Annotated in this window: 22 protein-coding genes; 12 read left to right on the top strand and 10 right to left on the bottom strand. The window is 65.9% G+C overall.

Features of this window, described 5'->3' with window-relative positions:
• Positions 1-66 precede the first annotated feature (66 nt).
• The 3 genes from HNO81_RS14660 to HNO81_RS14650 all read left to right on the top strand — a co-directional run bounded on the left by HNO81_RS14660 (position 67) and on the right by HNO81_RS14650 (position 4,694).
• Positions 67-2,709 (top strand): Tat pathway signal sequence domain protein, encoded by a 2,643-nt coding sequence (locus tag HNO81_RS14660; protein ID WP_175318840.1) that lies wholly within the window; start codon positions 67-69, stop codon positions 2,707-2,709.
• 226 nt (positions 2,710-2,935) lie between these two features.
• Positions 2,936-3,664 (top strand): polysaccharide deacetylase family protein, encoded by a 729-nt coding sequence (locus tag HNO81_RS14655; protein WP_175318839.1) that lies wholly within the window; start codon positions 2,936-2,938, stop codon positions 3,662-3,664.
• Between the two features lie 133 nt (positions 3,665-3,797).
• Positions 3,798-4,694, top strand: a complete 897-nt coding sequence (locus tag HNO81_RS14650; protein ID WP_175318838.1) for an SRPBCC family protein — start codon at positions 3,798-3,800, stop codon at positions 4,692-4,694.
• Between the two features lie 106 nt (positions 4,695-4,800).
• On the opposite strand, the gene HNO81_RS14645 is transcribed toward HNO81_RS14650, so the two are convergent.
• The 3 genes from HNO81_RS14645 to HNO81_RS14635 are packed head-to-tail and all read right to left on the bottom strand — an operon-like array spanning position 4,801 to position 7,918.
• Positions 4,801-6,039: an amidohydrolase family protein gene (locus tag HNO81_RS14645; RefSeq protein ID WP_175318837.1), complete on the bottom strand. Its 1,239-nt coding sequence runs from the start codon at positions 6,037-6,039 to the stop codon at positions 4,801-4,803.
• Positions 6,036-6,527, bottom strand: a complete 492-nt coding sequence (locus HNO81_RS14640) for a GAF domain-containing protein (RefSeq protein ID WP_175318836.1) — start codon at positions 6,525-6,527, stop codon at positions 6,036-6,038. Before HNO81_RS14640 ends, HNO81_RS14645 begins: the two co-directional genes overlap by 4 nt.
• Positions 6,524-7,918: an MFS transporter gene (locus HNO81_RS14635; protein ID WP_175318835.1), complete on the bottom strand. Its 1,395-nt coding sequence runs from the start codon at positions 7,916-7,918 to the stop codon at positions 6,524-6,526. The genes HNO81_RS14640 and HNO81_RS14635 overlap by 4 nt, the downstream gene beginning before the upstream one ends.
• Positions 7,919-8,020: 102 nt before the next feature.
• Between HNO81_RS14635 and HNO81_RS14630 the strand changes: the two genes are divergently transcribed.
• Positions 8,021-8,899, top strand: a complete 879-nt coding sequence (locus tag HNO81_RS14630) for a MurR/RpiR family transcriptional regulator (RefSeq protein WP_175318834.1) — start codon at positions 8,021-8,023, stop codon at positions 8,897-8,899.
• Between the two features lie 72 nt (positions 8,900-8,971).
• Here HNO81_RS14630 and HNO81_RS14625 read toward each other — a convergent pair whose 3' ends face one another.
• Positions 8,972-10,963: a rhamnogalacturonan lyase gene (locus HNO81_RS14625; protein WP_175318886.1), complete on the bottom strand. Its 1,992-nt coding sequence runs from the start codon at positions 10,961-10,963 to the stop codon at positions 8,972-8,974.
• 475 nt (positions 10,964-11,438) lie between these two features.
• Here HNO81_RS14625 and HNO81_RS14620 point away from each other — a divergent pair, with 475 nt between their 5' ends.
• Positions 11,439-11,738 carry a LysR family transcriptional regulator substrate-binding protein gene (locus HNO81_RS14620; protein ID WP_175318885.1) on the top strand — a complete coding sequence of 100 codons (300 nt, stop codon included), beginning with the start codon at positions 11,439-11,441 and terminating at the stop codon, positions 11,736-11,738.
• Positions 11,739-11,749: 11 nt separating this feature from the next.
• Here HNO81_RS14620 and HNO81_RS14615 read toward each other — a convergent pair whose 3' ends face one another.
• Positions 11,750-12,229, bottom strand: a complete 480-nt coding sequence (locus HNO81_RS14615; protein ID WP_175318833.1) for an Lrp/AsnC family transcriptional regulator — start codon at positions 12,227-12,229, stop codon at positions 11,750-11,752.
• Positions 12,230-12,312: 83 nt separating this feature from the next.
• On the opposite strand from HNO81_RS14615, the gene hisC reads away from it, so the two are divergent.
• The 3 genes from hisC to HNO81_RS14600 all read left to right on the top strand — a co-directional run bounded on the left by hisC (position 12,313) and on the right by HNO81_RS14600 (position 14,854).
• The gene (gene hisC / locus HNO81_RS14610; RefSeq protein WP_175318832.1) at positions 12,313-13,416 is read left to right on the top strand and encodes a histidinol-phosphate transaminase; all 1,104 of its coding nucleotides are present in this window, start codon (positions 12,313-12,315) and stop codon (positions 13,414-13,416) included.
• Entirely contained in the window at positions 13,413-14,102 is a 690-nt protein-coding gene (locus HNO81_RS14605; protein ID WP_175318831.1) for a YitT family protein, read from the top strand. The genes hisC and HNO81_RS14605 overlap by 4 nt, the downstream gene beginning before the upstream one ends.
• 110 nt (positions 14,103-14,212) lie before the next feature.
• A complete protein-coding gene (locus tag HNO81_RS14600; protein ID WP_175318830.1) occupies positions 14,213-14,854 on the top strand; it encodes an NADPH-dependent F420 reductase in 642 nt (213 codons plus the stop codon).
• 89 nt (positions 14,855-14,943) lie between these two features.
• Here the strand turns inward: HNO81_RS14600 and HNO81_RS14595 are convergent, their stop codons facing one another.
• On the bottom strand, positions 14,944-15,858 hold the full coding sequence (locus HNO81_RS14595; RefSeq protein WP_175318829.1) for a hypothetical protein: 915 nt from the start codon (positions 15,856-15,858) through the stop codon (positions 14,944-14,946).
• A 155-nt stretch (positions 15,859-16,013) separates the two neighbouring features.
• On the opposite strand from HNO81_RS14595, the gene HNO81_RS14590 reads away from it, so the two are divergent.
• Positions 16,014-16,364 carry a hypothetical protein gene (locus HNO81_RS14590; RefSeq protein WP_175318828.1) on the top strand — a complete coding sequence of 117 codons (351 nt, stop codon included), beginning with the start codon at positions 16,014-16,016 and terminating at the stop codon, positions 16,362-16,364.
• 71 nt (positions 16,365-16,435) lie between these two features.
• Here HNO81_RS14590 and HNO81_RS14585 read toward each other — a convergent pair whose 3' ends face one another.
• Both HNO81_RS14585 and HNO81_RS14580 read right to left on the bottom strand, forming a co-directional pair.
• Positions 16,436-17,368: a threonine/serine dehydratase gene (locus HNO81_RS14585; protein WP_175318827.1), complete on the bottom strand. Its 933-nt coding sequence runs from the start codon at positions 17,366-17,368 to the stop codon at positions 16,436-16,438.
• A 2-nt stretch (positions 17,369-17,370) separates the two neighbouring features.
• On the bottom strand, positions 17,371-17,664 hold the full coding sequence (locus HNO81_RS14580) for a hypothetical protein (protein ID WP_175318826.1): 294 nt from the start codon (positions 17,662-17,664) through the stop codon (positions 17,371-17,373).
• Between the two features lie 264 nt (positions 17,665-17,928).
• On the opposite strand from HNO81_RS14580, the gene HNO81_RS14575 reads away from it, so the two are divergent.
• On the top strand, positions 17,929-19,185 hold the full coding sequence (locus tag HNO81_RS14575) for an SLC13 family permease (protein ID WP_175318825.1): 1,257 nt from the start codon (positions 17,929-17,931) through the stop codon (positions 19,183-19,185).
• Between the two features lie 94 nt (positions 19,186-19,279).
• On the top strand, positions 19,280-19,855 hold the full coding sequence (locus HNO81_RS14570; protein ID WP_175318824.1) for a thymidylate kinase: 576 nt from the start codon (positions 19,280-19,282) through the stop codon (positions 19,853-19,855).
• Between the two features lie 82 nt (positions 19,856-19,937).
• Here the strand turns inward: HNO81_RS14570 and HNO81_RS14565 are convergent, their stop codons facing one another.
• Complete coding sequence (locus HNO81_RS14565; RefSeq protein ID WP_254703494.1) at positions 19,938-20,816, bottom strand: hypothetical protein; 879 nt, start codon at positions 20,814-20,816, stop codon at positions 19,938-19,940.
• Positions 20,817-20,938: 122 nt separating this feature from the next.
• Positions 20,939-21,727 (bottom strand): IclR family transcriptional regulator, encoded by a 789-nt coding sequence (locus HNO81_RS14560; protein ID WP_371818273.1) that lies wholly within the window; start codon positions 21,725-21,727, stop codon positions 20,939-20,941.
• Positions 21,728-21,957: 230 nt separating this feature from the next.
• On the opposite strand from HNO81_RS14560, the gene HNO81_RS14555 reads away from it, so the two are divergent.
• Complete coding sequence (locus tag HNO81_RS14555; protein ID WP_175318823.1) at positions 21,958-23,256, top strand: MFS transporter; 1,299 nt, start codon at positions 21,958-21,960, stop codon at positions 23,254-23,256.
• Positions 23,257-23,423 lie beyond the last annotated feature (167 nt).

The following is a 23,423-nucleotide window of genomic DNA, read 5'->3' as shown; positions in this document are numbered from 1 at the left end:
GAGAAAGCGCTTTCCCATCCTATGTGGGATCTCAGCGCGCAGCAACCAAGCGGAATTGGAAATGACATGGCGGACAGCACACCCATCAGGTGGATTGACGGACCGGCCCCCACGGAAATCAGCGGCGGATGCACCTGGGGCATGCCTTTTGCACGCGGCACGGTGCCCGGCGCGGAGGCACTGCGCGTAACGGATTCCTCAGGCGCCCCCGTATCCAGCCAGGCGTGGCCTTTGGCCACCTGGCCTGACGGGTCCCTCAAGTGGGCCGGCATCGCACTCCCGGCACTGTCCTCGCCCGCGGACACCTTCGTCTTGACATCCGACGCCGGCACACCCGCTGACACCAGCCCGCCGGCGTCGGACCTCACCCCGGTCACGGTCACCGAAAGTGCCGACACCCTCACCGTGGACACCGGCGTCCTGCGCATGGTGATCAACCGCAGCGGGTCCACCCTGTTCAGCAACCTTTCGCGGGACGGTGCCACCGTGGCCCGGGACGCCCGGCTGGTCAGCCTGCTTCAGGACGGCACACCCGAAGAAGCCGGGACGGTACGGCGCGATGCCTTCACCGGCCAGGTATCCGCCGTCGTTCTGGAACAAAGCGGCCCCGTCCGCGCGGTGGTACGCCTTGAGGGCACCCACCGGCCGGACGCACCGGCGGACGGCAAGCGGGAGTGGCTGCCCTTCGTGGTTCGCTTCTACTTCCACGCCAACGCCCGCAGCGTGCGGATGGTGCACTCCTTCATCTGGGACGGCGACGCGGAACGGGATTTCCTGGCCGGACTCGGCGTGCGCTTCAGCGTGCCGCTGGAGGCCGAACTGCACAACCGGCATATCCGCATTGCGGGAGCGGACGGCGGCTTCCTCGTGGAGGCGGTCCGCGGCTTGACCGGACTCCGGCGTGACCCTGGGGCTGAGGTGCGGAAGGCACAGATCGCTGGGCGCGCCACTCCCTCGGAACAGACCTGGAACCCCGAGGTTTCCGGCCGCCTGCAGCTGATCCCGGCATGGGGCGACTACACCCTCACCCAGCTCAGCGCCGACGGCTTTGAGCTGCGCAAGCGTACCGCCCCCGGCCACGGTTGGGTGGGCATATCCGGTGGCACCCGCGCCGCCGGCTTCTGCTCCGTGAGCGACACCCGGGGCGGCCTGGGCGTGGGAGTCAGGGATTTTTGGCAATCCCATCCGGGGCAACTGGACATCCGTGGCGCAGCCGGCAATGCGGCCACACTGACGGCATGGCTGTACTCCCCCGAAACGCAGCCCATGGACCTGCGGTTCTACCATGACGGACTGGGCCAGGACACGTTCGAGGAACAGCTCGAAGGACTGGAAATCACCTACGAGGATTACGAGCCAGGCTTCGGCAACCCCACAGGCATTGCCCGCACCCATGAGTTGACCCTGTTCGCCTACGAGTCCACTCCGCCCACGGAGAGCCTGGCAGCCGACGCCGTCTCCGCCTCCACCCCTGCCCTGCTGCAGGCCACTCCCGGGTACCTGCATTCGGTGGGCGTTTTCGGCGACTGGGCTCCTGTGGACCGCAGCACGCCGGCACGTGCACGGCTGGAGGACCGGCTGGACTTCCTCTTCGATTTCTACGCCGGCCAGGTGGAACAGCGGCGCTGGTACGGCTTCTGGAACTACGGCGACGTCATGCACACGTACGACTTCGACCGGCACGTCTGGCGGTACGACGTGGGCGGCTATGCATGGGACAACTCGGAGCTCTCCCCGGACCTCTGGCTCTGGTACTCCTACCTGCGCTCCGGCCGTGCGGACATCTTCCGGTTCGCCGAGGCCATGACCCGCCACACCGGGGAGGTGGACGTCTACCACCTGGGACCGTGGAAAGGCCTGGGATCCCGGCACAACGTCCAGCACTGGGGCTGCAGTGCCAAGCAACTGCGGATCAGCACCCCCGCCTACCGCCGCTTCTACTACTACCTGACCGCGGACGAGCGCACCGGGGACCTGCTGACGGAACTGGTGGACAGCGACCAGAACTTCCTTGGCCTGGACCCCGTCCGCAAAGTGCGCCCTGACGCGGACACGTACCGCCCCAACCGGGGTGCACTGGGCGTGGGCCTGGGAACAGACTGGGGTTCACTCGCGGCAACCTGGCTCACCGATTGGGAGCGTACCGGCAACCCACGCTCCCGCGACCGGCTGCTGGGCACCATGGCTGATATCGGCACGCTCAAATACGGCTTCCTCACCGGCGAAGCGCTGTACGACCTGGACAAGGGCAGGTTCGACACAGGCCGCGAACAGATCTCGGTGTCACACCTGAGCGCGGTGTTCGGCCTGGTGGAAATATGCAGTGAACTGGTGGACCTGGTGGACGATCCCCAGTTTGAGCGGGCCTGGCTGCAGTACTGCCGGTTGTTCCTGGCCACCAAGGAGGAGCAGGTGGCGGCCGTGGGACAAGCGCTGGAGGGCATCTACCTGACCCAGGCGCACAGCCGCCTCACGGCCTATGCAGCGGCAAGGTTGCAGGATCGTGACCTGGCGGCCCGGGCCTGGGAGGCCTTTGCGGAGGGTGGCGAGCACCTGAATCATGGATCCGCGTTCTCACTGCGGCAAATCGAGCCCCCGCTGGTGCTGCAGCCGGTGGCCGAAGCGCCCACCGTCTCCACCAATGACACCGCGCAGTTTGGACTCGCCGTTATCCAGAACCTGGCGCTGGTGGGCAGCTACCTGGAGTGAGGAAGGCCGCCGGGCGGACCGCGACGGCGGCACCTGGCCGGGTGCCGCCGTCGTACGTTCGGCCGCTCCCCGGACCCCCCTTGGATAACGCCCGGATAACGGCCTTTTGGGGTGGTGAGAAGTTATCCAGTCGACGCCCGGGATCTGTTTACACCCCCTTTAAGGCGGCCATAGGGTGCTCACCTAATCAAGGTTGAAAGCAGCCTTGGGAAGGGGAAAGAGCACCATGAAAAGCAAGATTGCCACCACGGCCCTGGCCATCGCCGGCCTGGCCATGGCCCTGCTGGTGGGTGGCCCTGCATCGGCCCAGGCGGCCGACAAACCGCTGATCGGACTGACCTTTGACGACGGGCCCTCGCCCGAGCGCACCGCTTTTGTCCTTGACATCCTGAAAGAGAAGAACGTCAAGGCCACGTTCTTCCTCCAGGGCTCCCACGCCCAGCTGTATCCGGACCTTGTCCGCCGGATCAGGGACGAGGGCCATGTCATTGGAAACCATTCGTGGGACCACGCAAATTTCCCGGACCTCACCCAGGCGAACCAAAAGCGCGAAATTGACAGCACCAACGCCACGATCAAGGCCATAACCGGAACGGCCCCCACGCTGATGCGCTTCCCGTTCGGCAACAGCAGCTCCTACGCGATGAACTACATCCGGTCCATCGGCATGAGTGGCGGAATCCAGTGGCACTGGCACGTCGGCCAGCCCGGCGACTTCGAGTGCCCCGGGGCGGCGGGCGTCCAGAAGTACGTGACGGATGAGGCGGCCCCGGGCGCGATCATCCTGCTGCACGACGGCAATGACGTCCTGTCCTGCCCGGCATCGCAGTGGAACTACCTGGCCAAGACCATCGACGCACTGCGCGCCAAAGGCTATGGGTTCGGCGTAGTGGCACCTTCCGCCACACCCAGTGCGCTCAACGAGGGGTCCTACGGCGTGGTGGTGGCTCCCTGAGCAGTCCTGCCCGGGCAGCCTGACTTTTGCCCGGCGGAACTCTGGAATTGGAAGCCACCAAAAGGTATGTTGATAAGCATGCTGATGATTTTTCCCGGGTCGTCAGTCCCCGCAGCACAGCGAAGGAGACGTTATGGGCACGAAAGTGGAAAAACGCATTCTGGTGAACGTTCCGGTGAGCACCGCATACAACCAGTGGACCCAATTCGAAGAGTTCCCGCACTTCATGGGCGGGGTCAAGAGCGTTACCCAGGTCAGTGACGACCGGTTGGAATGGGTGGCCGAAATCGGCGGCGTCCGCAGGCAGTGGGAGGCCAGGATCCTGGAGCAGGTCCCGGACCGCAGGGTTGCCTGGGCCGCCACCGAAGGCGCAACGAATGCCGGCGCGGTGGACTTTGAGGATGTGGGAGGCGGCCAGACCTCCCTCCAACTCACCCTCGAATATGAACCCGAAGGCCTCGTCGAAAAGGTGGGCGACAAACTGAACGTCGTTGACCGCCAGGCTGAATCGGACCTGCAGAAGTTCAAGGAGTTCATCGAAGACGAAGGCTATGCCAGCGGTGCCTGGCGCGGATCGGTCAACGCCGGCTCCGCGATGGGAACACCCGGCGTCGAACACGCCGGCGCCTCCCGGGGCGATTCCGGCAAGGTCGGCTTCTCTGGCAAGGTTGCCGCCGGCGTTGGCATTGCGGCCGCCGCCGGCGCGGCAGCGGCGATGTCATCCGGTGGCAACAAGGACACCCCCGAGACCCACGATGTGACGGTCACCGAGACCACCCCGGTGGTTCCGGCCGGGCACGTTGCTGATGCGGGTACTCCGGCTTCGGCTGGTTCCACCGGTTCGGTCGCTGATCTGAACGATGACAGGATTGGGCACGCCTTCGACCAGACCAACGGCCTGGTGGATACCACCGGCGAGTCTGATGAGACCGTCGAAGGTGAAAACCTGAGCGCCGCCGAACGGCGGGAGGATGACCGCGGCACCGAGGGAGGCCTTCCGCCCGTGGGCGGCAACCTCGGCGGCCACTGACCGCAGGATCCCCACTCATCTGCGCTGACCAGCACTGACCAGCACTGACGCGAAAAAAAGCGCCGCCCGCCTTCCCCGAAGGCGGGCGGCGCCCTGCTGTCACGGCTTAGAGGCCGGACCCTGCACGCACGGCCCCGTCCTGGATGACCAGCTCGAGGTGATCGGCAATGTCCGCGAGTACCGCAATGTCCTGGAGGGGATCTGCCCCAAGGACCAGCAGGTCCGCATCGGCCCCGGGGGCGATCACACCGATCTCACCCACCCTGCCCAGGAGCTCTGCCGCCGTGGTGGTGGCGGAACGGATCGCATCGATGGCCGGCTGCACCTTCCCCAGCAAGCGGAACTGCTCGTTCTGGTGCCGGTGCATGCCGCCAAGCAGGTCTGATCCGTACACCATTTTCACTCCGGCCTCGTGGGCCCGGGCAATGGCTTCAAGGCCGCTGCTCAGGACCGAGTCCACCTTGGCCCACATCTCATCGGTCAGGCCGAACTCCCGGCCTTCTTCCTTCAGCGCCCAGTAGGTCACCAGGGTGGGCACCAGGAAGGCATCCTTTTCCAGGAAGAGGCGCAGGCTCTCCTCGTCCAGCAGGTTGCCGTGCTCAATGGAGCGGACGCCCGATTCAAGGGCCCGGTTGATGGCGCGGGCAGTGTAGGCGTGGGCAGCAACGTAGCGGTTGGCAGCCTCCGCCTCCTCCACGGCGGCACGCATCTCCTCGAGCGAATACTGGGTGGAGTCAATGCGGTCCGTCGGGGACGAAACGCCTCCGGAAGCCATGATCTTGATGTGGTGGGCGCCCTTGCGGAGCTCATCGCGCGCCGCGGCCCGCACCGCGTCAACGCCGTCGGCAACCCGCCCGATGCCGCAGCACCCCCGGCCATTGGGCTCGTGGTCCTCACCGGGAAGGCGCATGTCGCCGTGGCCTCCGGTCTGGCTGAGGGCTCGGCCGCAGAAGTGCAGCTTCGGTCCCTCCAGGAGCCCTTCGGCCTGCGCTTTCGCCAGGCCAAAATCGGCGCCCGACAGGTCGCGCACGGTGGTGAAACCCCGGCGCAGCATCCCCTGCATGATCCGGGCGGTCTGCGCGTACACGTAGGAGGCCGGGGTCCAGGTCAGGGAACGGAAGTCGGCGCTGGAGGCCACCACGTGGACGTGGGCGTCGATGAGGCCGGGGATGACGAATTTGCCCGTTCCATCGATGACCCGCGCGTCTTCGGGCTGGTCCGCGCCCTGCGCGATGCTGCGTATTTTTCCGTCAGCGGTCACGACGTCGGCCAGCGAGAACGTGCCCGCGTGGACATCCAGGACACTGGCGTTTTTGATGACAAGCGGTTCAGTGGAGTGGCTCACGGGAGGACTGGGTCCTTTCCTGTAGGGGTGGTGTGGTCTGAACTAATGAAGGCTGCAGCCAGCTTTTCGGCGTCGGCGGACACTGCCCCGGATGCAGCGTCGAGGCTTCGCCGGGTGTACGTTCCTTCGGCGTCAAGCATCGCCAGCACGCCCACCACCGCCCCGTTGGTGGTTACCGGAATGTTGATGACTGCGCCACAGCCCAGGGACTGGATGAGGGCGGAGTCGCTGAAGACCTCCGCCAGCGCGGCGGCATCCGGGGCCAGGAAGGGCTCCTGCTTTGCTATGACCGTGTCCAGCCAGCCTTCGGAAATTTCCACTGACTTTTCGGCTCCGAGGGGGTACTCAGCAGGGTGGCTGGTAAACACCCGCCGGAGCACGGAGGAACCGGGAAGCCAGCGCAGCGCGGTGAACAGGATGACGCCTGGATCGCTGTTCAGGCGGTCGAAGGTTTCCTGGAAGACTGCGCGGGGATCATGTTGCGTCATTTCCCGCCGCCTGACATGGCTGCCTTTTCGGGCTCGGTGCGGGCGTTGATGTCTTCCAGCGACTTACCCGCCGTGGACGTTCCAAAGATGACGACGCCGATCACGCCGACGGCCAGGACCGCCGTGGTCATGGTGAAGACGCCGCCGAATCCGAGCGTCGCGGCGAACACGCCGATGATGGACGGTGCCAGGATGCTGCCCACACGGCCTACCGCACTGGCCAGCCCGACGCCGGTAGCCCGCATCCAGGTGGGGAACAGTTCCGGCGTGTAGGCGTACACCCCGGCGTAGGTGCCGTTGAGGAAGAAGGACAGCGTTGCCGCCGCCACCAGGATCATGCCCGAATCGCTGGATTGGCTCAGCCAGAACGCGCTCAGGGCCGAACCGGCAAGGTACAGGGCGATGGTGTTCTTGCGGTCGATGCGGTCGCACAGCCAGGCAGCGGAGAAGTAGCCCGGGATCTGAGCCAGGTAGATGATGATGGAGTATTCGAAGCTCTTGGTGACCGTAATTCCACGTCCCACCAGCAGCGTGGGAATCCAGGAGAAGAAGCCGTAGTAGGAGAAGGTGATCACGAACCAGATCAGCCAGATCACCGCGGTCCGCCTGCGCAGGGCGGGAGACCACATGACCTTCAGGGCGTTCCAGATGCTGATCTTTTGTCCGTGCTTGGCGATGTCCTCCCCGCCGGCTTCCACCGGTGGGAGGGCCTTGCCGGTGGCCCGGAGCACGTTCTGTTCAAACCCTTCCACCACCCGTTCAGCTTCGGCCGCCCGGCCTTGGCTCATAAGGAATCGGGGCGATTCCGGAAGGCTGCGGCGCCACCAGAGAAGCAGGAGGATGGGAACGGCCGTGATCACCTGGGCCCAGCGCCATCCGTCCTCACCCATGGGAACCACGAACCGCCCAATCAGGGCAGCGGCCACGAAGCCGAACGAGAAGAATCCGGCGAGGGTGCCGATGAACCAGCCGCGCCGCTTTGGCGGAATGAACTCCGAGAGGAACGGGGCGATGATCACGCTCTCCGCGCCGGCGCCCAGGCCCGCCAGGACACGGGCCACCAGGAAGACTTCGAAGTTGGGCGCCATGGCGGCCACGACCGACATCGCGCAGTAAAAGGCGAGCGCCCACAGCATGACCTTCTTCCGGCCGAACCGGTCACCCAGCCAGCCGGACAGGATGGCGCCGAAGAAGAAACCCAGCGGCGCGGCCGAGCCCACCAGGCCCAGGCTCGCGGTGCTGAGGCCCCAGAGCTCCTGGATGCGCGGTAGCAGGAAGGCCACCACAGCGCCGTCCATGCCGTCAAAGGAATAGCCGAGTCCGCCGATAAGGAGAAGCTTGTAGTGTGGACGACTGAGCGGGAGCCGGTCCAGGCGTGCTGTTAGTGACATTGGAAATCCTGCCGAAGTGGGCCAAGTTGTACATTTTTTAGGATTTGCACAGATCCGTGCATGTAGATTGAAGTTACGTGCATCACTTGCGGAGGTCAATAGGTGAAACAAGAAGTTAACAGCCCCACCTTGACCGAATGGCTCGACAGCCAGGCCCAGGGGCGCAAACTCGCCACGCGCCAACTGCAGGTTTTGGGGGTCCTTCGTTCCCAGCCCCGGCTCGCCTCCTACGGTTCGGTCAGCGACATCGCCGCCGCGGCGTCGTCGAACGCTTCCACCGTGACCCGGACTGCCCAGACGCTCGGCTTCAAGGGCTGGGCGGAGTTCCAGTTCGAGCTTCGCTCACGGTTTCTCGCGTCCCTGAGCGCCGTCGAGATTGCCGCCGAACACAACGGCCATGTGAGCAGCCCGGCGCAGGCTTCGCTGACCACGGACCGGTCCAACCTGGCCCATTTGGAGCGGACGGTGGATCCCGGCGTGGTGCGTGCGGTGGCCGAGGGCATCGCGGGTGCACGCCAGACCCTGATTATCGCGGCCGGCAGCTACGCCATTCCGGGCAAGGCGCTGGAGCACAACGCCATCATCGCAGGCTATGACGTCAGGCTGTTGGACGCTGACGTGGCTGCGCTGACCAACGCAGTGGCCCGCGTGACACCCGACGACCTGGTCATTGCCATCAGCCTCTGGCGGGTCTACGACAGCACGGTCCGCGCCGTGGACATCGCCCATCAGCTGGGAGCCCGGATCGTCACCATCACCGATACTGCCAGTTCGCCGGTGGCAGCGCACGCACTCCACAAGATCGTCGTACCGGCCGAGAGCGCCGGCTTTTTCCCCTCCCTCACGGGCGCAGTAGCCGCCGTCCAGGCAGTGGCCGTCGAGCTCGCTTCGCTGGACAGCGAGCGGTCCACCCGGAGCATTGCCGCTTCCGAGCGGACCTGGGACCAGATGCGGATCATGCATCCACGCCCCAGCGCCTAGGAGGCCCGCGCGCTTAAGTAAATTGCCGCCCCGCCCCCTTCAGGGCGGAGCGGCAACATGTCCCTCCGGTGGCTACTTGGCCTTGCCTGCGTAGTACACAGCCGGCATGGCCGGGGCCTGCATGCCCTCACCGAGGAAGAAGCTCGGGTGCGGAGGCTGGTTGTAGCCAACGGTCTCCCGCGCCACGCCGGTCCGGTACATGGGATCGTGCATCAGGGTGCGGAGCCGGACGTCGGTGGGCGAGGTGCTGGTGTAGATCCGCAACTCGGTGCTGTCAGCCGACGGGAACACCAGCTCTTCCCGCCAGTCCCCCAGCAGGTCAGCCTGCAGCGACGGATTGCCCTTGGTGTAGTTGTTGGTGCGGGCGCCGGTGGCCGTCAGGAGCCGGTCGCTGGATTCGGTTTCCCAGTTCCACTTGGAGATGGTGGGCACGCCGTACCCGGCCTCGGCGTCAAAATCGTGGTCCACGATTTCCCGCAGCAGGTCCCCGTCCCACCAGGCCATGAAGTTGGCGGCGGGGATCTTTTCGGAAATCCGCTCACCCTTGGCGGACATCAGGTAACCGACTGTCGAGTTCCACGCGGCGTCGCCACCCACGGCCCAGCTCTCCGAACCGGGGAAGCGGGGATCGATGTCGCCGGTGGCTCCCCGGCCGGTGTCCTTGAACGCCGGAATGCTCCACAGGACCTCACCCGTGGCAGCGTCACGGAAAGTGGCGCCGCGGTTGCCGCTCTGGCTCATGCTTTCGTGGACCGCGAAGGTCTCCAGGCCCGGTCGGGACGGGTCCAGGTCACCGGTATGGATTGCGTCGCCGTGGCCCAGCTTGGTGTTGTAGAGGGGCGTACCGTCGTCGTCGATGGTCATGGATCCAAAAACGAATTCGTCCTTGCCGTCGGAGTCCACGTCCGCCACCGACAGGTTGTGGTTGCCCTGTCCCTTGTATTCGGCGCCTGCCACATCGGAATCGAATTTCCAGCGCTTCTCCAGCTTGCCGTCCACCAGGTCATAGGTGACCAGCACGGTGCGGGTGTAGTAGCCGCGGCTGAACATCATGGACGGGTGCTCGCCGTCCAGGTAGGCCACGCCCGCAAGGAACCGGTCAACGCGGTTGCCGTAATTGTCACCCCATGCGGAAACAGCGCCGCGCGGCGGATCGTAGGGCACGGTGTCCATGATGGTGCCGCTGGCGCCGTTGAATACCGTCAGGAACTCCGGCCCGGACAGGACGTAGCCGGCGCTGGTGCGGTAATCGGCCGCAGCATCACCGATCACGGTGCCCGCCGCATCGGTGGTGCCGTCCGCCGTCTTGAACGCCACTTCGGCCTTGCCGTCGCCGTCGAAGTCGTACGCCAGCATCTGCGTGTAGTGTGCTCCCGCCCGGATGTTGCGGCCCAGGTCGATCCGCCACAGCTTGGTGCCGTCCATCTTGTAGGCGTCAACGTAGACGTTGCCGGTGTACCCGGACTTGGAGTTGTCCTGCGCGTTGGACGGGTTCCACAGCTGGATGATCTCGTAGGCGCCGTCACCATCAAGGTCGGCGACGCTGGAATCGTTGGCGCTGTACGAGTACGGCTTCCCGTCTTTGCTGACGCCGTCAGCGGGCTTGTCCAGCTTGATGGGCAGGTAGTTCTGAGCCAGCGGGCTGAACGCGGCACTGAGCTTGTCCTGCCCGTTGCCGTTGCCCACGGTCTTGATCACGTAGGTTGAATCCGCGGTTCCGGACGGATCCAGGTATGTAGTGGTGTCCCGGATGGGTTGTGGCGTCAGGAGGACACCGTCCCGGATGACCTGGAAACCGATGCTGTCCTTGTCCAGGCCCAGCATGCGCCAGCCAAGGCTGACACCCTGGTCCGTCAGGACCGCGACAGGGGCGCGGTCCAGGTTCTCCACCTGGCGCGTCAGCCCGGACTTTGCGGGGGCCGCGGGAGCGGCAGGGCTTCCCGGGCCGGGACTGGCCGCGGCCAGCGGTATGCCGGTGAAGGCAAGGGCCGCCGCGGCGAGGGTGGCCGCAGCAACCGGCAGCGCCTTCCGCGTCTTGCCCGGGGCGGGGTTGTGGGAACACATTGAGGGGTTTGCCAAAAGAACATCTCCTTTGATGCAGCGCAGGACGACCTGGCGCCGATTTTGGAACGTTTCATTCAAGCTCAGAATTGCTCCCGCGAGTGATGTTTCGAGGAAGGGTGCGGGCTTGAGGAAGCGCTTTCTGCCCTTTAGGTTTATCAGGGCTTTACAAGATGGGTCAAGGGGTTGACCGATTGTTAATGGGAGAAATTGTTCCATTGCGTTAGCTTCTGCAAGGCGCCCCAGCGGCATTTCTGGGGCTCTTTACCCGGACGCCCGCTCACTTCCGGTAGCCCAACCTGAAACGCTCGCTCACTTCCGGCAGCCAAACCTGAAACGCCCGCTCACTTCCGGGAAGAAAGAGAGCGGGCGTTTCAGGAAAACCTGCCAAAGGTGAGCAGGCGTTCCGGTTGGCGTTAGCGGATGCCGCGGTACTTCACCCCGGCGGCCAGTGCGGCGAGGGTGATCATTGCAATGACTGACAGATAGTATCCGGGGGCCAGCCCTGCAGATCGAAGGCCTCACCCCATCCATCACCCTGCAAAGCGACCACATCAACCCGGTGATCCAGTTCGCCCGCTCAGGGACCGGGGTATCCCTGGTCAGCGGTTTGTCACTGGACTGCCGGGACCGGGAGGACCTGGTGGCCGTTCCCGTTGATCACCCGGTGCTGCGCCAGCGGCAAGGCCAGATCCAGACCATGACCGGCCGGACACAGCCTGCCATCCTCACGGCTTTCGTGGACGCGCTCATCGATGCCCTGGAGATGCTCGCCTGAAAGTGCCCCGGCTACCTGCGCGCCGCCGCCTGGAGCAAGGGCACGGTGCGGTTGGGCATCACTTCCACCAGGGACATGGCGGTGCTGGTTCGGACGACGCCGTCAATCGCCAGCATCGCGTTGGTGATGCGGTGCAGGTCGGCCGGGTCCCTCGCGGCCACCTTGGCCAGCAGGTCGGCATCGCCGGTGGTGGCATGCATTTCGATGATCTCGGGGATGGTCTGCAGCGCCGCTACCGCGAGGTCGCTGGAGGACTGGCTGATGGAAATCGAGATGAAGGCGACGAGCGGCAGGCCAAGGGCCCCGGTCCGGACCCGCTGGCTGAAGGGTGCCAGGCTGCCGTCATTCGCGAGCCGGCGGAGCCGTGCGTGCACCGTATTGCGGGCCACGCCCAGCGTCCGGGAGAGCGACAGGACGGTGGCCTGCGGGTCCCGGTCGAGTGTGAGGAGGATCTCTGCATCGAGGGCATCAATAAGGTGCATAGTGAGCATTTTGCCACTCTTTGAGATTTCAGGAGCCGAATCTGTCCTGCACAATTCCCCTCTGTTGCGCAGACGTCCTGAAATCACTGATCATGCTGTCCATGACCAGCATCCTTCCCGAAGCCGCGGCACCCGAGGTGCGCGCCGCCGTCGCCCAGCTTCCCGCCTACGTTGCCGGCAAGAGCGCCCAGTCGGCCCTGACCGCCGCCCTGGCCTCGAACGAAAGCCACTTCACTCCCCTGCCGTCCGTCGTCGACGCCATTGCCGCGGAGGCCGGAAGGATCCACCGGTACCCGAGCATGGGTGCGGTGGAGGCACGGGACGCCCTCGCCGCCCATTTCGGCGTCAGCGCCGCTGAGGTTGCCGCAGGCCCGGGAAGCTCCGGAGTGCTGCAGCAGATCATCTCCGCCGTCTGCGGGCACGGCGACGAGGTGGTGTACGCCTGGCGGTCCTTCGAGGCCTACCCCATCCTGGTGGCGGTGGCCGGCGCTGTTTCGGTCCCCGTTCCGCTGCTGGCCGATGAGCACCACGACCTCGCTGCCATGGCTGCCGCCATCACGGAGCGCACCCGGCTGGTGATCCTGTGCTCGCCCAACAACCCCACCGGCGTGTCCATCAGCCCGGAGGCGCTGGAGGCGTTCCTCCAGTCCGTTCCCCCGCGGGTGTTGGTGGTCCTGGACGAGGCGTACATCGAGTTCCAGCGCGGGGCCGGCATCGATTCCCTGGACTTCTACCGCCGCTACCCCAACCTCTGCATCCTGCGGACCTTCTCCAAGGCGTACGGACTGGCAGGCCTGCGGATCGGCTACGCCATTGCCCGTCCGGAGATCGCCGAGGGGCTTCGGCGCACGGCCGTTCCGTTTGGCGTCAACAGGATGGCACAGGCCGCCGCGGTCGCCTCGCTCGCTGCGGAAGACGAGATCCTTGAGCGCACTGAGGCGGTGGCGCGGGAACGGACCCGCGTGATCGGCGCCCTTCGCGGCTATGGCTGGGACGTTCCGGACAGCCAGGCCAACTTCTACTGGCTGCGGGCTTCGGATGGACTGCGCGTCCAGCTCATCGACGCGCTGGCCCAGGCCGACATCCTGGCACGCGGCTACGCTGCCGACGGCGTGCGCATCACCCTGGCCGATACCGCCACCAATGACCGCGTGCTGGCGGTCCTGGCAGACCGCGAAAAGCTTGGAGCCCAATGAGCACGTCCGCCGAGATACGCACTGAAGCAACCAGCGCTGCCCCGGGCACGCACCCGGAAGGGCCGACGGCGGGAGGTTCAGCGCCGCCGTCGGCCGTCCGCCATTCCGCCGTCGAGGATGTCGTGGGCATCCTCACCGGCACCTTCGCAGCGTCTCTGGGCTTGTTCCTGCTCAAGTCCAGCGGAGCCGTCACCGGCGGCACCGCGGGCCTGGCGCTGCTGCTCAGCTACTCGGTGGCGGTGCCGTTCGGTGTCATCTTCTTCGCCGTGAACCTGCCGTTCTTCGTGTTGGCGGTCTGGAAGAAGGGGTGGAACTTCGCCCTCCGCACCGGCGCAGCCATCACCCTCGTCTCAGTGCTGGCCAGCCTGCACCCTGCCGCCCTGGGGCCGATGCACCTCGACCCGGTGTATGGCGTGGTGGCCGGAAACCTGCTCGCCGGCGTCGGCCTCCTGATCCTCTTCCGGCACCAGTCGAGCCTTGGCGGCTTCAATATCCTTGCCCTGCTGTTGCAGGAGAAGCTGAACTGGCGTGCCGGTTATGTGCAGATGGTGCTGGATGTCGCCATTGTGCTGGCCTCGCTGATCCTGGTTTCGCCGCCGCTGGTGCTGCTGTCCGCCGGCGGCGCCACGCTACTGAACCTCATCCTGGCCCTGAACCATCGGCCCGGGCGGTACACGGGCAAGTAGGCCCGCACGCGCCGGCGGCCCGATCGCCGCCAGGGGGCCGCCGCGGGCCCGCCAGTTTATTCCCGAACGACCGTTGAAATATCTGCAGGGACCCCGCTGTTGCCGCATCTATGACAACAATCGGAATCATCGGTGCAGGACATATTGGCAGCCAGGTTGCACGCAAGGCCGTGGAACTGGGCTACGACGTAGTCATCAGCAACTCGCGGGGCCCGGAAACGCTGCAGGACCTGGTGGCCGAGCTCGGTCCGAAGGCCCGGGCGGCCACGGCTGCCGAAGCGGCAGCCGCCGGCGACTTCGCAGTGGTCACGGTGCCGCTGAAGAACTACAAGGACGTCCCGGTGGAGCCGCTGGCCGGCAAGGTTGTGATCGATACGAACAACTACTACTGGGAGCGGGACGGCAGGATCCCCGCCCTGGACAACGGCGAAGCAACCACCTCGGGAATGCTCCAGGAGCACCTGCCGCAGTCAAAGGTGGCCAAGGGCTTCAACCACATCATGGCCTCGGACATCACCACTGACGGTTCGCCCGCGGGCAGCGACGACCGGCGCGCACTGGCCACCGCCAGCGACTACCCGGAGGCCGCGGAGCTGGTCACCCGTCTTTACGACGAGTTCGGCTTCGACACCGTGAATGCGGGCCCCCTGTCCGAGAGCTGGCGCGTGGAGCGGGACCGTCCTGCCTACGTGAAGCGGCAGAATGCAGCCGAGCTGAAGGACAACCTGGCCAAGGCCCCGCGCACCGTCTGATTCGTTTCTCCGTTGCAGGGACGGAAAACTGGCTGGCAGGACAGACTGCCAGCCAGTTCCCTTTTAAGTCGATGCTTTGCCCGGCATGCTTACGTCCTGGCCGGAACCAGCACTACTTCGAACGGGCTGGGCGGCCGGTTGAACTGGGCGTTCACGGCAGCCAGCGTGCTTCCGAACAGGGCCACCGTGGTGGGGACATCGAAGGAGCCGCTGGTAATGGTGCCTTCCACCGTTCCGGACGACAGGTCACCGGACAGGTCGATGCGGGCTATCCGGTTCAGCTGGTTCTGGACCGCCCAGAGGGTGTGGCCGCGCACCAGAATTCCGTCCACGAAGGGGACGCTGACGCCCTCGATGGCTGCGCTTTCCCCCGTCTCGGGGTCCACGGTATACAGCGCGCCGTCGGCGGAGTGCGCGACGATCAGCACCTCGCCATCCCGGGCTGAAGCAATGCCGTTGAGGTTAAAGCCCGGCGTGAGGTTCGCTGCGGGACCGCTCAAGGCCAGTGTTTTCACCGTGCCCAGTTTGCCGTCCCCGCCCACCGGCAGGAAGTAGAGTTCCGCGGCGGCCGAGTTGGTGAACCAGGCGCCCTCGCTGGTCAGCGTGACGTCGTTGATGAATCCCTTGCCGAGGCCAACATCGGCGACAGGTGCGCCGGTATCCGTGTCGTAGACGAACGCCTTGCCCGTTGCGGCACCTGCCACGAACAACAGGTTGTGGCAGGTATCGGCCTTCATCCCCGCTGCGGCACGTCCCGCGGGTGCGTCGATGAAACGGGTAGCGGTGCTGCCGCGGATACTGCCACGGAAAATGTCTCCGGTGGCGAGTTCCCCGGCGTAGAAAGTCTTTCCCTCCCCGGCCGCGATGCCCTCGGCGGAGGTGGCGCCGTCGAACACGATCTCCCCTGGCGGCGGCGAGGCCGACGCCGGAAGGGCCGTGGGGAGAAGCAGGGAAAGCAGGGCGACAAGTCCCGCGGCGGCAGGGCGGCGTACTGTTCGGCGCATGCTGGGTTCCTTAGTCTGGTTGATGCGCGCGGGCCCATCTGCGGTGGCTCCGCACGATTGGTGTTGCCAGTTTAAGCTCCGGTCTTGGGCTTGCGAAGGCGCCGGGGTACCCAATCTGCTTACAATCGAAACCTCTGACCACTACCGAGGGACCCATGAAGAAATTCGCCACAGCCCTGTTTGCCGCCGGCCTCGTTGCTTCCGCTACGTCCTGCACCGCCACACACCAACTGACCACCGCTGAAACCTGCGAGCGGATCCAGGCCGTTGTGTCGAACCCCGCCAACAACGCCGGCAAGACGGGCATGAACAACCTCGCCAACCAGATCCGTCCCATCCACGCCGTGGCCTCGGACGACCTTAAGCCTGCCCTCGCACAGATCCTGGCATACACGGACGAACAGTCCAAGGAGAACCCGGACAAGGACAAGCTTGCCGATCTTCAGTCCGGCTACCAGGAGGCCGGCAGCACCTACAGCAAGTTCTGCGGCCAGGCAGGCGGCTAAACACTTTCATCCGGGGCCGGCCTGGCTGCAGGAAGGCCGGCCCCTTCGGGTTTCCCCGGCGATTTTCCTGCCTAGAGCGTGGCCGGATCCGTGTTGGCGCCGCAGAGGATGACGGCAACCCGCTCGTCCGGCTCAGGTACATACGTGCCGGAAGCAAGTGCGGCGAAGGCGGCCGCGGCACCGTGCTCCACCACCCACCGGTAGTCGTTCCACAAAGCCGAGCGAGCGGCGATGATGTCCGCGTCACTGACCAGGACACTTTCGACGCCGCAGCGGACCGCCACCGAGAACCCAATGTCGCCAACGCGGCGGGCACCCAGGGAGTCGGCTGCCACGCCCGATACCGGGACGTCCACCGGCGCTCCTGCTGCCAGGGCAGCATGCAGGGTCGGCGCGCTTTCCGGTTCCACGGCTACCACTTTGGCGGTGCCCTCGACGGCGGCGGCCACCCCCGCCATCAGCCCGCCACCGCCCACCGCCACCAGGACGGTGTCCACGTCCGGCACCTGCTCCAGCAGTTCCGAGCCCACCGTTCCGGCACCCGCGGCGATCTCAGGCTGGTCATAGGCGTGGCAGTAAACCGCACCGGTTTCCGCGGCGTAAGCCACGGCAGCCTGGTAGGCGGCAGCGTATTCAGCACCGCCCTGCACCACGGTGGCGCAGATTGCCTTCAACTTGGAGACTTTGACGGCGGGCGCAGCTTCCGGGACGAACACGGTGGCAGGAACCCCCAGCTGCTTCGCGGCGTAGGCGTTGGCCAATCCCGCGTTACCGCCGGAAGCCACGACAATGCCTACGCCGGCCCTCAGTTCCCCGCGCTCCTTGCTGGCCAGGATCCGGTTGAGCGCGCCACGGGCCTTGAAAGTGCCCGTGTGCTGCATGAACTCGCATTTGAACCAGACCCGGCCGGCCGAGAGGCCGCGGTCTGCCTCCATGACGGGCGTCCTGCGGAGAAGGCCGGCCGTCCGGCGCGCAGCCTGGTCGATGTCGCTGTGGCTGATCATCCCTAGACTTCGTCGTCCCAGGTGCCGGGTTCACCCACCGCCCCGTCCGGATTGCTGCCTTCCGGATTCGTGTCGTGCGGATTGGCGTCACCGGCCGCGTCTTCGCCGCCAACATACGACGCCGGCACGGCTCCGGCGGCGTGCACCTGCTGTTCCTCACGGATGTTCGCCGCCCCGGACTGGTCCGGATGCTGGCCGGACTGGGGTGCGTCGTTGGCTGACTTCATTGCCTGGTCCGGATCTCCCGGACCCCGGAGGTCTGCGGTGTTCTGGGGCTCGTCACTGGAAACGGTCATGGTCCTGCCTTTCACCTGTTTATCGCGTGTTCCGGGAACTGCCGGTTGGGTGCCTGTCCTGGAATAGCCGTAGCCGGCAGGGAAAACCCTGCCGGCCTTCAGCCTACGGTCTGGAGGAAGCCGCCGGTCCGTTACCTCGTGTGAGTCCCGGCGGCGTCGAAGGAATGCCATGATGCTTCCATAGGCAGGCCGCACCCCGAGAGCCTTGCCTTGGTGACCGGCGGCATGTTCACCCCAGGCAGCCGCCACGAAAGCGGAGCCTTTATGACTGCTGTCCAAATCATCCCGCTGTTGATCCTTGTGGCGATGTTTGCCGTTGCCACCAAGTGGCCGCTGAACATCGGGGTGATGGCGCTGGTGGCCTCATTCGGCGTGGGCTATTTCATGCTGGGAATGTCGGACCGGGAGATCCTGGCGGAGTTCCCCGCCAGCATCGTGCTGACCATTATCGGCGTCACCTATTTCTTCAGCATGGCGCAACAGAACGGCACCATCGGCATCGTCGTCAAGGGCTGTGTGCGGATGGTGCGTGGAAAGACCCTGCTGCTCCCGTGGATGTTCTTCCTGATCGCTGCCGCGTTGACCTCGCTGGGCACGTTCTCACCCGCAGCCATCGCCTTGCTGGCCCCCGCTGCGATCGGGTTCGCCTACGAATCGAGGATCCACCCTGTCCTCATGGGTGCGTTCATCATCAACGGCGCCCACGCCGGCGGCTTCTCCCCGCTGTCAGTTGCCGGCGTGCTGGTGCATGACATCGCCCTGAAGAACCAGTTTCCAATCTCCCCGATCGGCCTCTTCACCGCCAGCTTCGCCATCAACCTGATCCTCTCGGCGCTTACCATCATCCTGTTCAGCGTGATCGGCAAGCTGCGTGATGGAGCGGCAGGACGGCATGTGGACGTTGACACCTCTCCTGTGGGCCGCCCGCATGGCCAGCAGGTCCTGACCCTGGTCCTGATCGCCGTCATGCTGGCAGCCACCCTCGGCTTCCACCTGCCCATCGGCTTTGTTGCCCTGTCAGCCGGCCTGCTCCTGGCGTTCATCAACATCAAAGAGCACAGGACCTTCATCGACGGCATCTCGTGGTCCACTGTGCTGCTGGTCGCCGGCATGATTACCTATGTCTCCCTGCTGGTGCGCGTCGGCGTTATCGATACCCTGGCCGGGCAGGCGCTCGCCCTGGGCACGCCCCTTCTGGTCGCCCTGGTCCTGTGCTACGTGATCGGTATTGGCTCGGCTTTCGCGTCGTCCACCGCGTTGCTCACCGCGTTCATCCCGCTGGCCGGCCCGCTCCTGGCCACCAGCTCGCTCAGCGCCTCCGGAACTGTTGCCGCGCTGGCCATCGCAGCCACCGTCGTCGACGTCTCACCCTTTTCAACCGACGGCGCGCTGGTGGTGGCCAACGCCCGGGAGGACGACCGGCAGCGGGTCTACAAGCAGCTGACGTTCTACGCCGGCGGGGTGGTGCTGGTGGCTCCGGCCCTCGCCTGGGCGTTGCTGGTGCCCACCGGAATCATGTGATTCACCGCCTGCCGGGCGCGAGGCCTGCCGGCATCTGCGGGGCCGGGACATTGCGGCCGCCTCCAGCGTTAATCAGGCGGCGGTAGGAGGCCGGATGATCATTGTGCTCACGGGCATCGACGGATCGGGAAACTCGACGGCGGCCCGGACTTTGGTTTCGACTGTGCGGTCCAGGGGCGGGCGGGCCCTGCTGGTGAGCAACCATGCGGGCCGGCGGGTCATGTCCCTTGCGGCGGGCGGGCTGGGCGTGCGGATGCCCGCCCGGCTGGCTGACGCCGTCGAAACCATGTTGCGGGTGGGCAATGTCCTGGTCTCGCACCTGCGCGCCAGCCGCTTTGACGGCCTGGTGGTGATGGACCGCCACCTTCACTGCCAGCTGGCCCTGCGGCACGCAAAAGGACTGCCCCGGGGACGGTTCCTCCCCTGGCTGTTGGCCCGGCTGCCGCAGCCGGACGCCGTTTACCACCTGGACCTAGAGCCCGTCTGCGCGCACCAGCGGATCATCGCGCGGGGTACGGACTCGGAAAGCCTCGAGGACCTGGCCGCGTTCCACGCCGGGTACCGGGAACTCCCCGAGTACGCGGGCTTTTTGCGGATCGACGCGTCTCCCCCTGCGGACGAGGTGGCGGCGGAGCTAGAGTCACGGATCGCTCTGAAACAAACAGGTTGAGCAGCGCAGGCCACTCACAACAGCAGGAGCGGGCGGGGACACAAGGTCCCCGCCCGCTCCTGCTTTTGCGAACCTACTGGCGTTAGCGCGAGGCAGTCGGAGAGGCCGACGACGAGGCGCCACCGCCCGTGGACATGGTCGCCGATGAAGTGGCCGACGCCGAAGGTGAAGCAGAGCCGCCGGGTGCGGACGTGCCCGTCGAACCGGAAGAACCGGTGGCGGACGGGCTGGACGTTGCGGCCCCGCCGTCGGCCTTCTTCAACACGTCGTTGATAAGGTCCTCAAGTTCCTTCTGGTCCGCGTCACCCAGGTCGGTGCCGCTCTTGGTGGCCACCACCAGCAGGCGTCCCTGGGCGGCGGAAACCTGCATCAGCTCCTGCCGGCTGTCCCCGCTGCGGGTGCTGACGGTGGCAAAGGTCTTGTCCGCGTTCGTGTCCGCCGTGAGTTCCTTGCTGGTCACGTCATAGCCCTGCCCCAGCGCGGAGACCGAGAAGGTGGCACACTGGTCCATCTTGGCGCTGATGTCGCTCAGGGTCTTGACGGCGTCGGGGCCGTCGCTGCCGGACTGGGCAGACAGGCTGCGCGGCTGGCTGCCCTCGGACAGCGCCACGGCAACGTCACCATTCTCCACCTTGTCCAACAGCCCGGCGGTGGCGATGTCCTTGCAGTCCTTGGGGTCCACGGTTGCCGCGCCCATCAGCAGGCTGGCAATGCTTCCGCCCTGGTCAACCTGCTCCTTGGAGTACAGCTTGAGCTCGTTACCGTCGGCGTCCTTCATCCCGGAGATGAGGTCGCGGAGCTGATCCTCCGAATATACGGTGGCGTCCGCAGTCTGGCTGGCCGAAGCCGAAGCGGTCGCTGAACTGGACGGGCTGGCCGTCCCGCCGCCGCCATCTCCCGAGCAGCCGGCCAACGCCAGCATCGCCGCAGCCATGACTCCCAGCGCAGAAACTTTTTGCATCCGGTTCACCCTCCAGAATAGACAGCATGCTTAGTAGTTTCACTGTAGGGGGTCACACTGTCAGAGTGAAGTACCGCCACGGGGCCGCGGCGGAGACCTTGTGATGCGGAGCATGGTTCGCGTCAATCACCTTGGCTGGCGCTGGAATCCTGCGGCTGGACATGCCGCCACGCGCCGCTGGCTTTAGCCCGGTGGCCCAGGTTCCGGGAGATGGCGCGGGCCGCGGCCCTGACCAGTGGCACCAACTCATGCGCCGGAACTTCCTCATCCGGAACAACGATGGACAACGCGGCCACAACACCGCCGCCGGCTCCATGGATGGGGGCTGCAACGGAGACGGTGCGGGAAGGATGGGTCCTGCGGACCACAGCGACCCCTGCTTGCTTCACGTCCGCCAGGACAGCGCGGAGTCCCGCGCTGTCCGCACCACCCGGCCCTGGTGCCGGCCCCGGCCCGTCGCCGCCAGCGAGCAGTTCGTCCTGCAGTTCAGCGCCCCCATAGGCCAGCAGAACTTGGCCGACGGCGGTGGTCCGCAATGGCATGCGGCCTCCTACGCGGTAGGCCACCTCAGTGGCGGTGCGGGATGAAAGCCTGTCAATCAGGACCGCTTCCCGCCCTTCCCGGACGGAAAGCAGCACGTGATGCCGCGTGACTTCATAAAGGTCCTCAAGGTAAGGGAGCGCTATCTCCCGCACCCCGTGGCCGCGGGGCGACAGCGAGGCGATTTCCCACAGGCGCACCCCCACCACATACCGGCCGTCCTCCAGGCGTTCCAGCGCACCCCACTCGGTCAAGTGCCTCAACAGCCGGAGCGCGGTGGCAGGGGCCAGCCCTGACAGGCGGGACATTTCGGACAAATTCAGGGCACGGCGCTGTTCGCTGAACTGGCCCAGCAGCGTGAGGGCGCGCACCAACACGGGTTGGCCCGGAAGGTCCGGATCCTTCGGGGCCCCTCGTCCCGCTCCTGCCACGGCGCCTCCAGGGTCTAACCGGTTCTCCTCCAGCGTGGCCTGTAGGTCAGCGCGGCATGAAGTGCAGTTTCACTCAGTGAAAAGTACGATTTCGGCGGCGGATGCATACGGGCAGGCTGAAGGGCGATCCGCCAGGGCGTGCCTGGCGCCCTTACCGATTGGAATCAACGATGAACTCCAATACTCCCAGAAAATCCCTGGTCCTGATCTTCGTGCTGTGCTGGCTTGGCCTGCTCGCTGATGGTTACGACCTCTACGTCTACGGCGCCACCCTGCCCGGACTGATCGGACACCCGCCATTCAATGTGACACCAGCCGCTGCCGGCGCCGTGGGGTCGATTGCGCTGGTGGGGATGTTGCTCGGCTCCCTCATCGTCGGCACCTTGACGGACCGGCTGGGACGCCGCCGCATCTTCGTCGGTGCGCTGGGCCTCTTTTCACTCGCCATGCTCGCGTGCGCGGCCGCACCGAGCTGGGAACTGTTTTCGGTGTTCCGTTTCGTTGCCTGCTTTGGCGTCGGAGGTTTGCTTCCGACGGCGGTTGCCCTCACCAACGAGTTCGCTCCGCCCGGAAAGAAGTCCCTGGTGCTGGGCGCAGTGCTGACAGGGCCCGCCGTCGGAACGGTCGTGGCGTCCCTGAGTTCCCTGGCCCTGCTGGAAAACAGCAGCTTCAGGCCTGTCTATGCCATCGGCGCCGCGGGGCTGCTTCTGGTCCCGGCAGCGTGGTTTTTGCTGCCGGAGTCGCCGTCGTTCCTTCGGGCACGCCTCCGCGCTGCCGAGGCGCAGGCCGTGGAATCCGCGTACGGCCTGCCGTCCACACCTGAGGCGCCGCCGTCGTCCGCCCGTATCTCCCCCACGCGCGCCCTCTTTGCGCCCGGCTCGGTCCGGCCCACCCTCCTGCTGTGGGCCATCACCATGCTGAGCCTGCTGACAATTTTCGGCGTAAGCACCTGGCTGCCGCAGATCATGCGCACGGCGGGTTTTGGCGTGGGCTCCTCGGTGTCATTCCTGCTCGCCTACTCGGTGGGGGCCGTCGTTGGAACAGTCCTGGCGTCCTTTGCCAGCCAGAAGTTTGGGCCGCGGCCCCTGGTCATCGTGGGCTTCATCAGCGCGGCGGCGGCCCTGATACTGATGGCAGCCAACCCGCCGGCAGTGCTCCTGACCGTATTTGCCGCGATAGCGGGTTTTGGCGGCCTTGGGACACAGAACATGATCAACGACTACATCGCACAGTTCTACCCTGCTGCCACACGTGCCACGGGCTTGGGCTGGGCCCTTGCCGTGGGACGGCTTGGTGCCATCGCGGGGCCCACCTACGGCGCAGTGCTTGTGGGCCTCGGCGGCGGGGTTCCGGTGGCTGCCATGGCATTTGCTGCGCCGGCGCTGCTGGGCGCCGCGCTGATGCTCGCCCTCGGCACCAAAGCGGCACGCCGTCCGGCCGTGCGTGCCGACGCCGAGCTCGTTGGCTGACCACCCGGCGCAGCCTCCCTCAGCCATGGCCCTCAGCCGCTGCCCTGCCGGACCGCAGAGTGGCTGCCCCGTTCCTTGAGGGACACCTCTGGGACTGAATGTCAGTGGGTCCGTGGATGATGTGTTCATGGGAATCAGCGGTGGTGTTGGGGTGGTGGTGGAGGGTG

This window comes from Pseudarthrobacter sp. C4D7, from assembly GCF_013359725.1.
In the GTDB taxonomy this organism is placed as follows: Bacteria; Actinomycetota; Actinomycetes; order Actinomycetales; family Micrococcaceae; genus Arthrobacter.
This window is presented reverse-complemented; position numbering and strand designations above follow the sequence as displayed.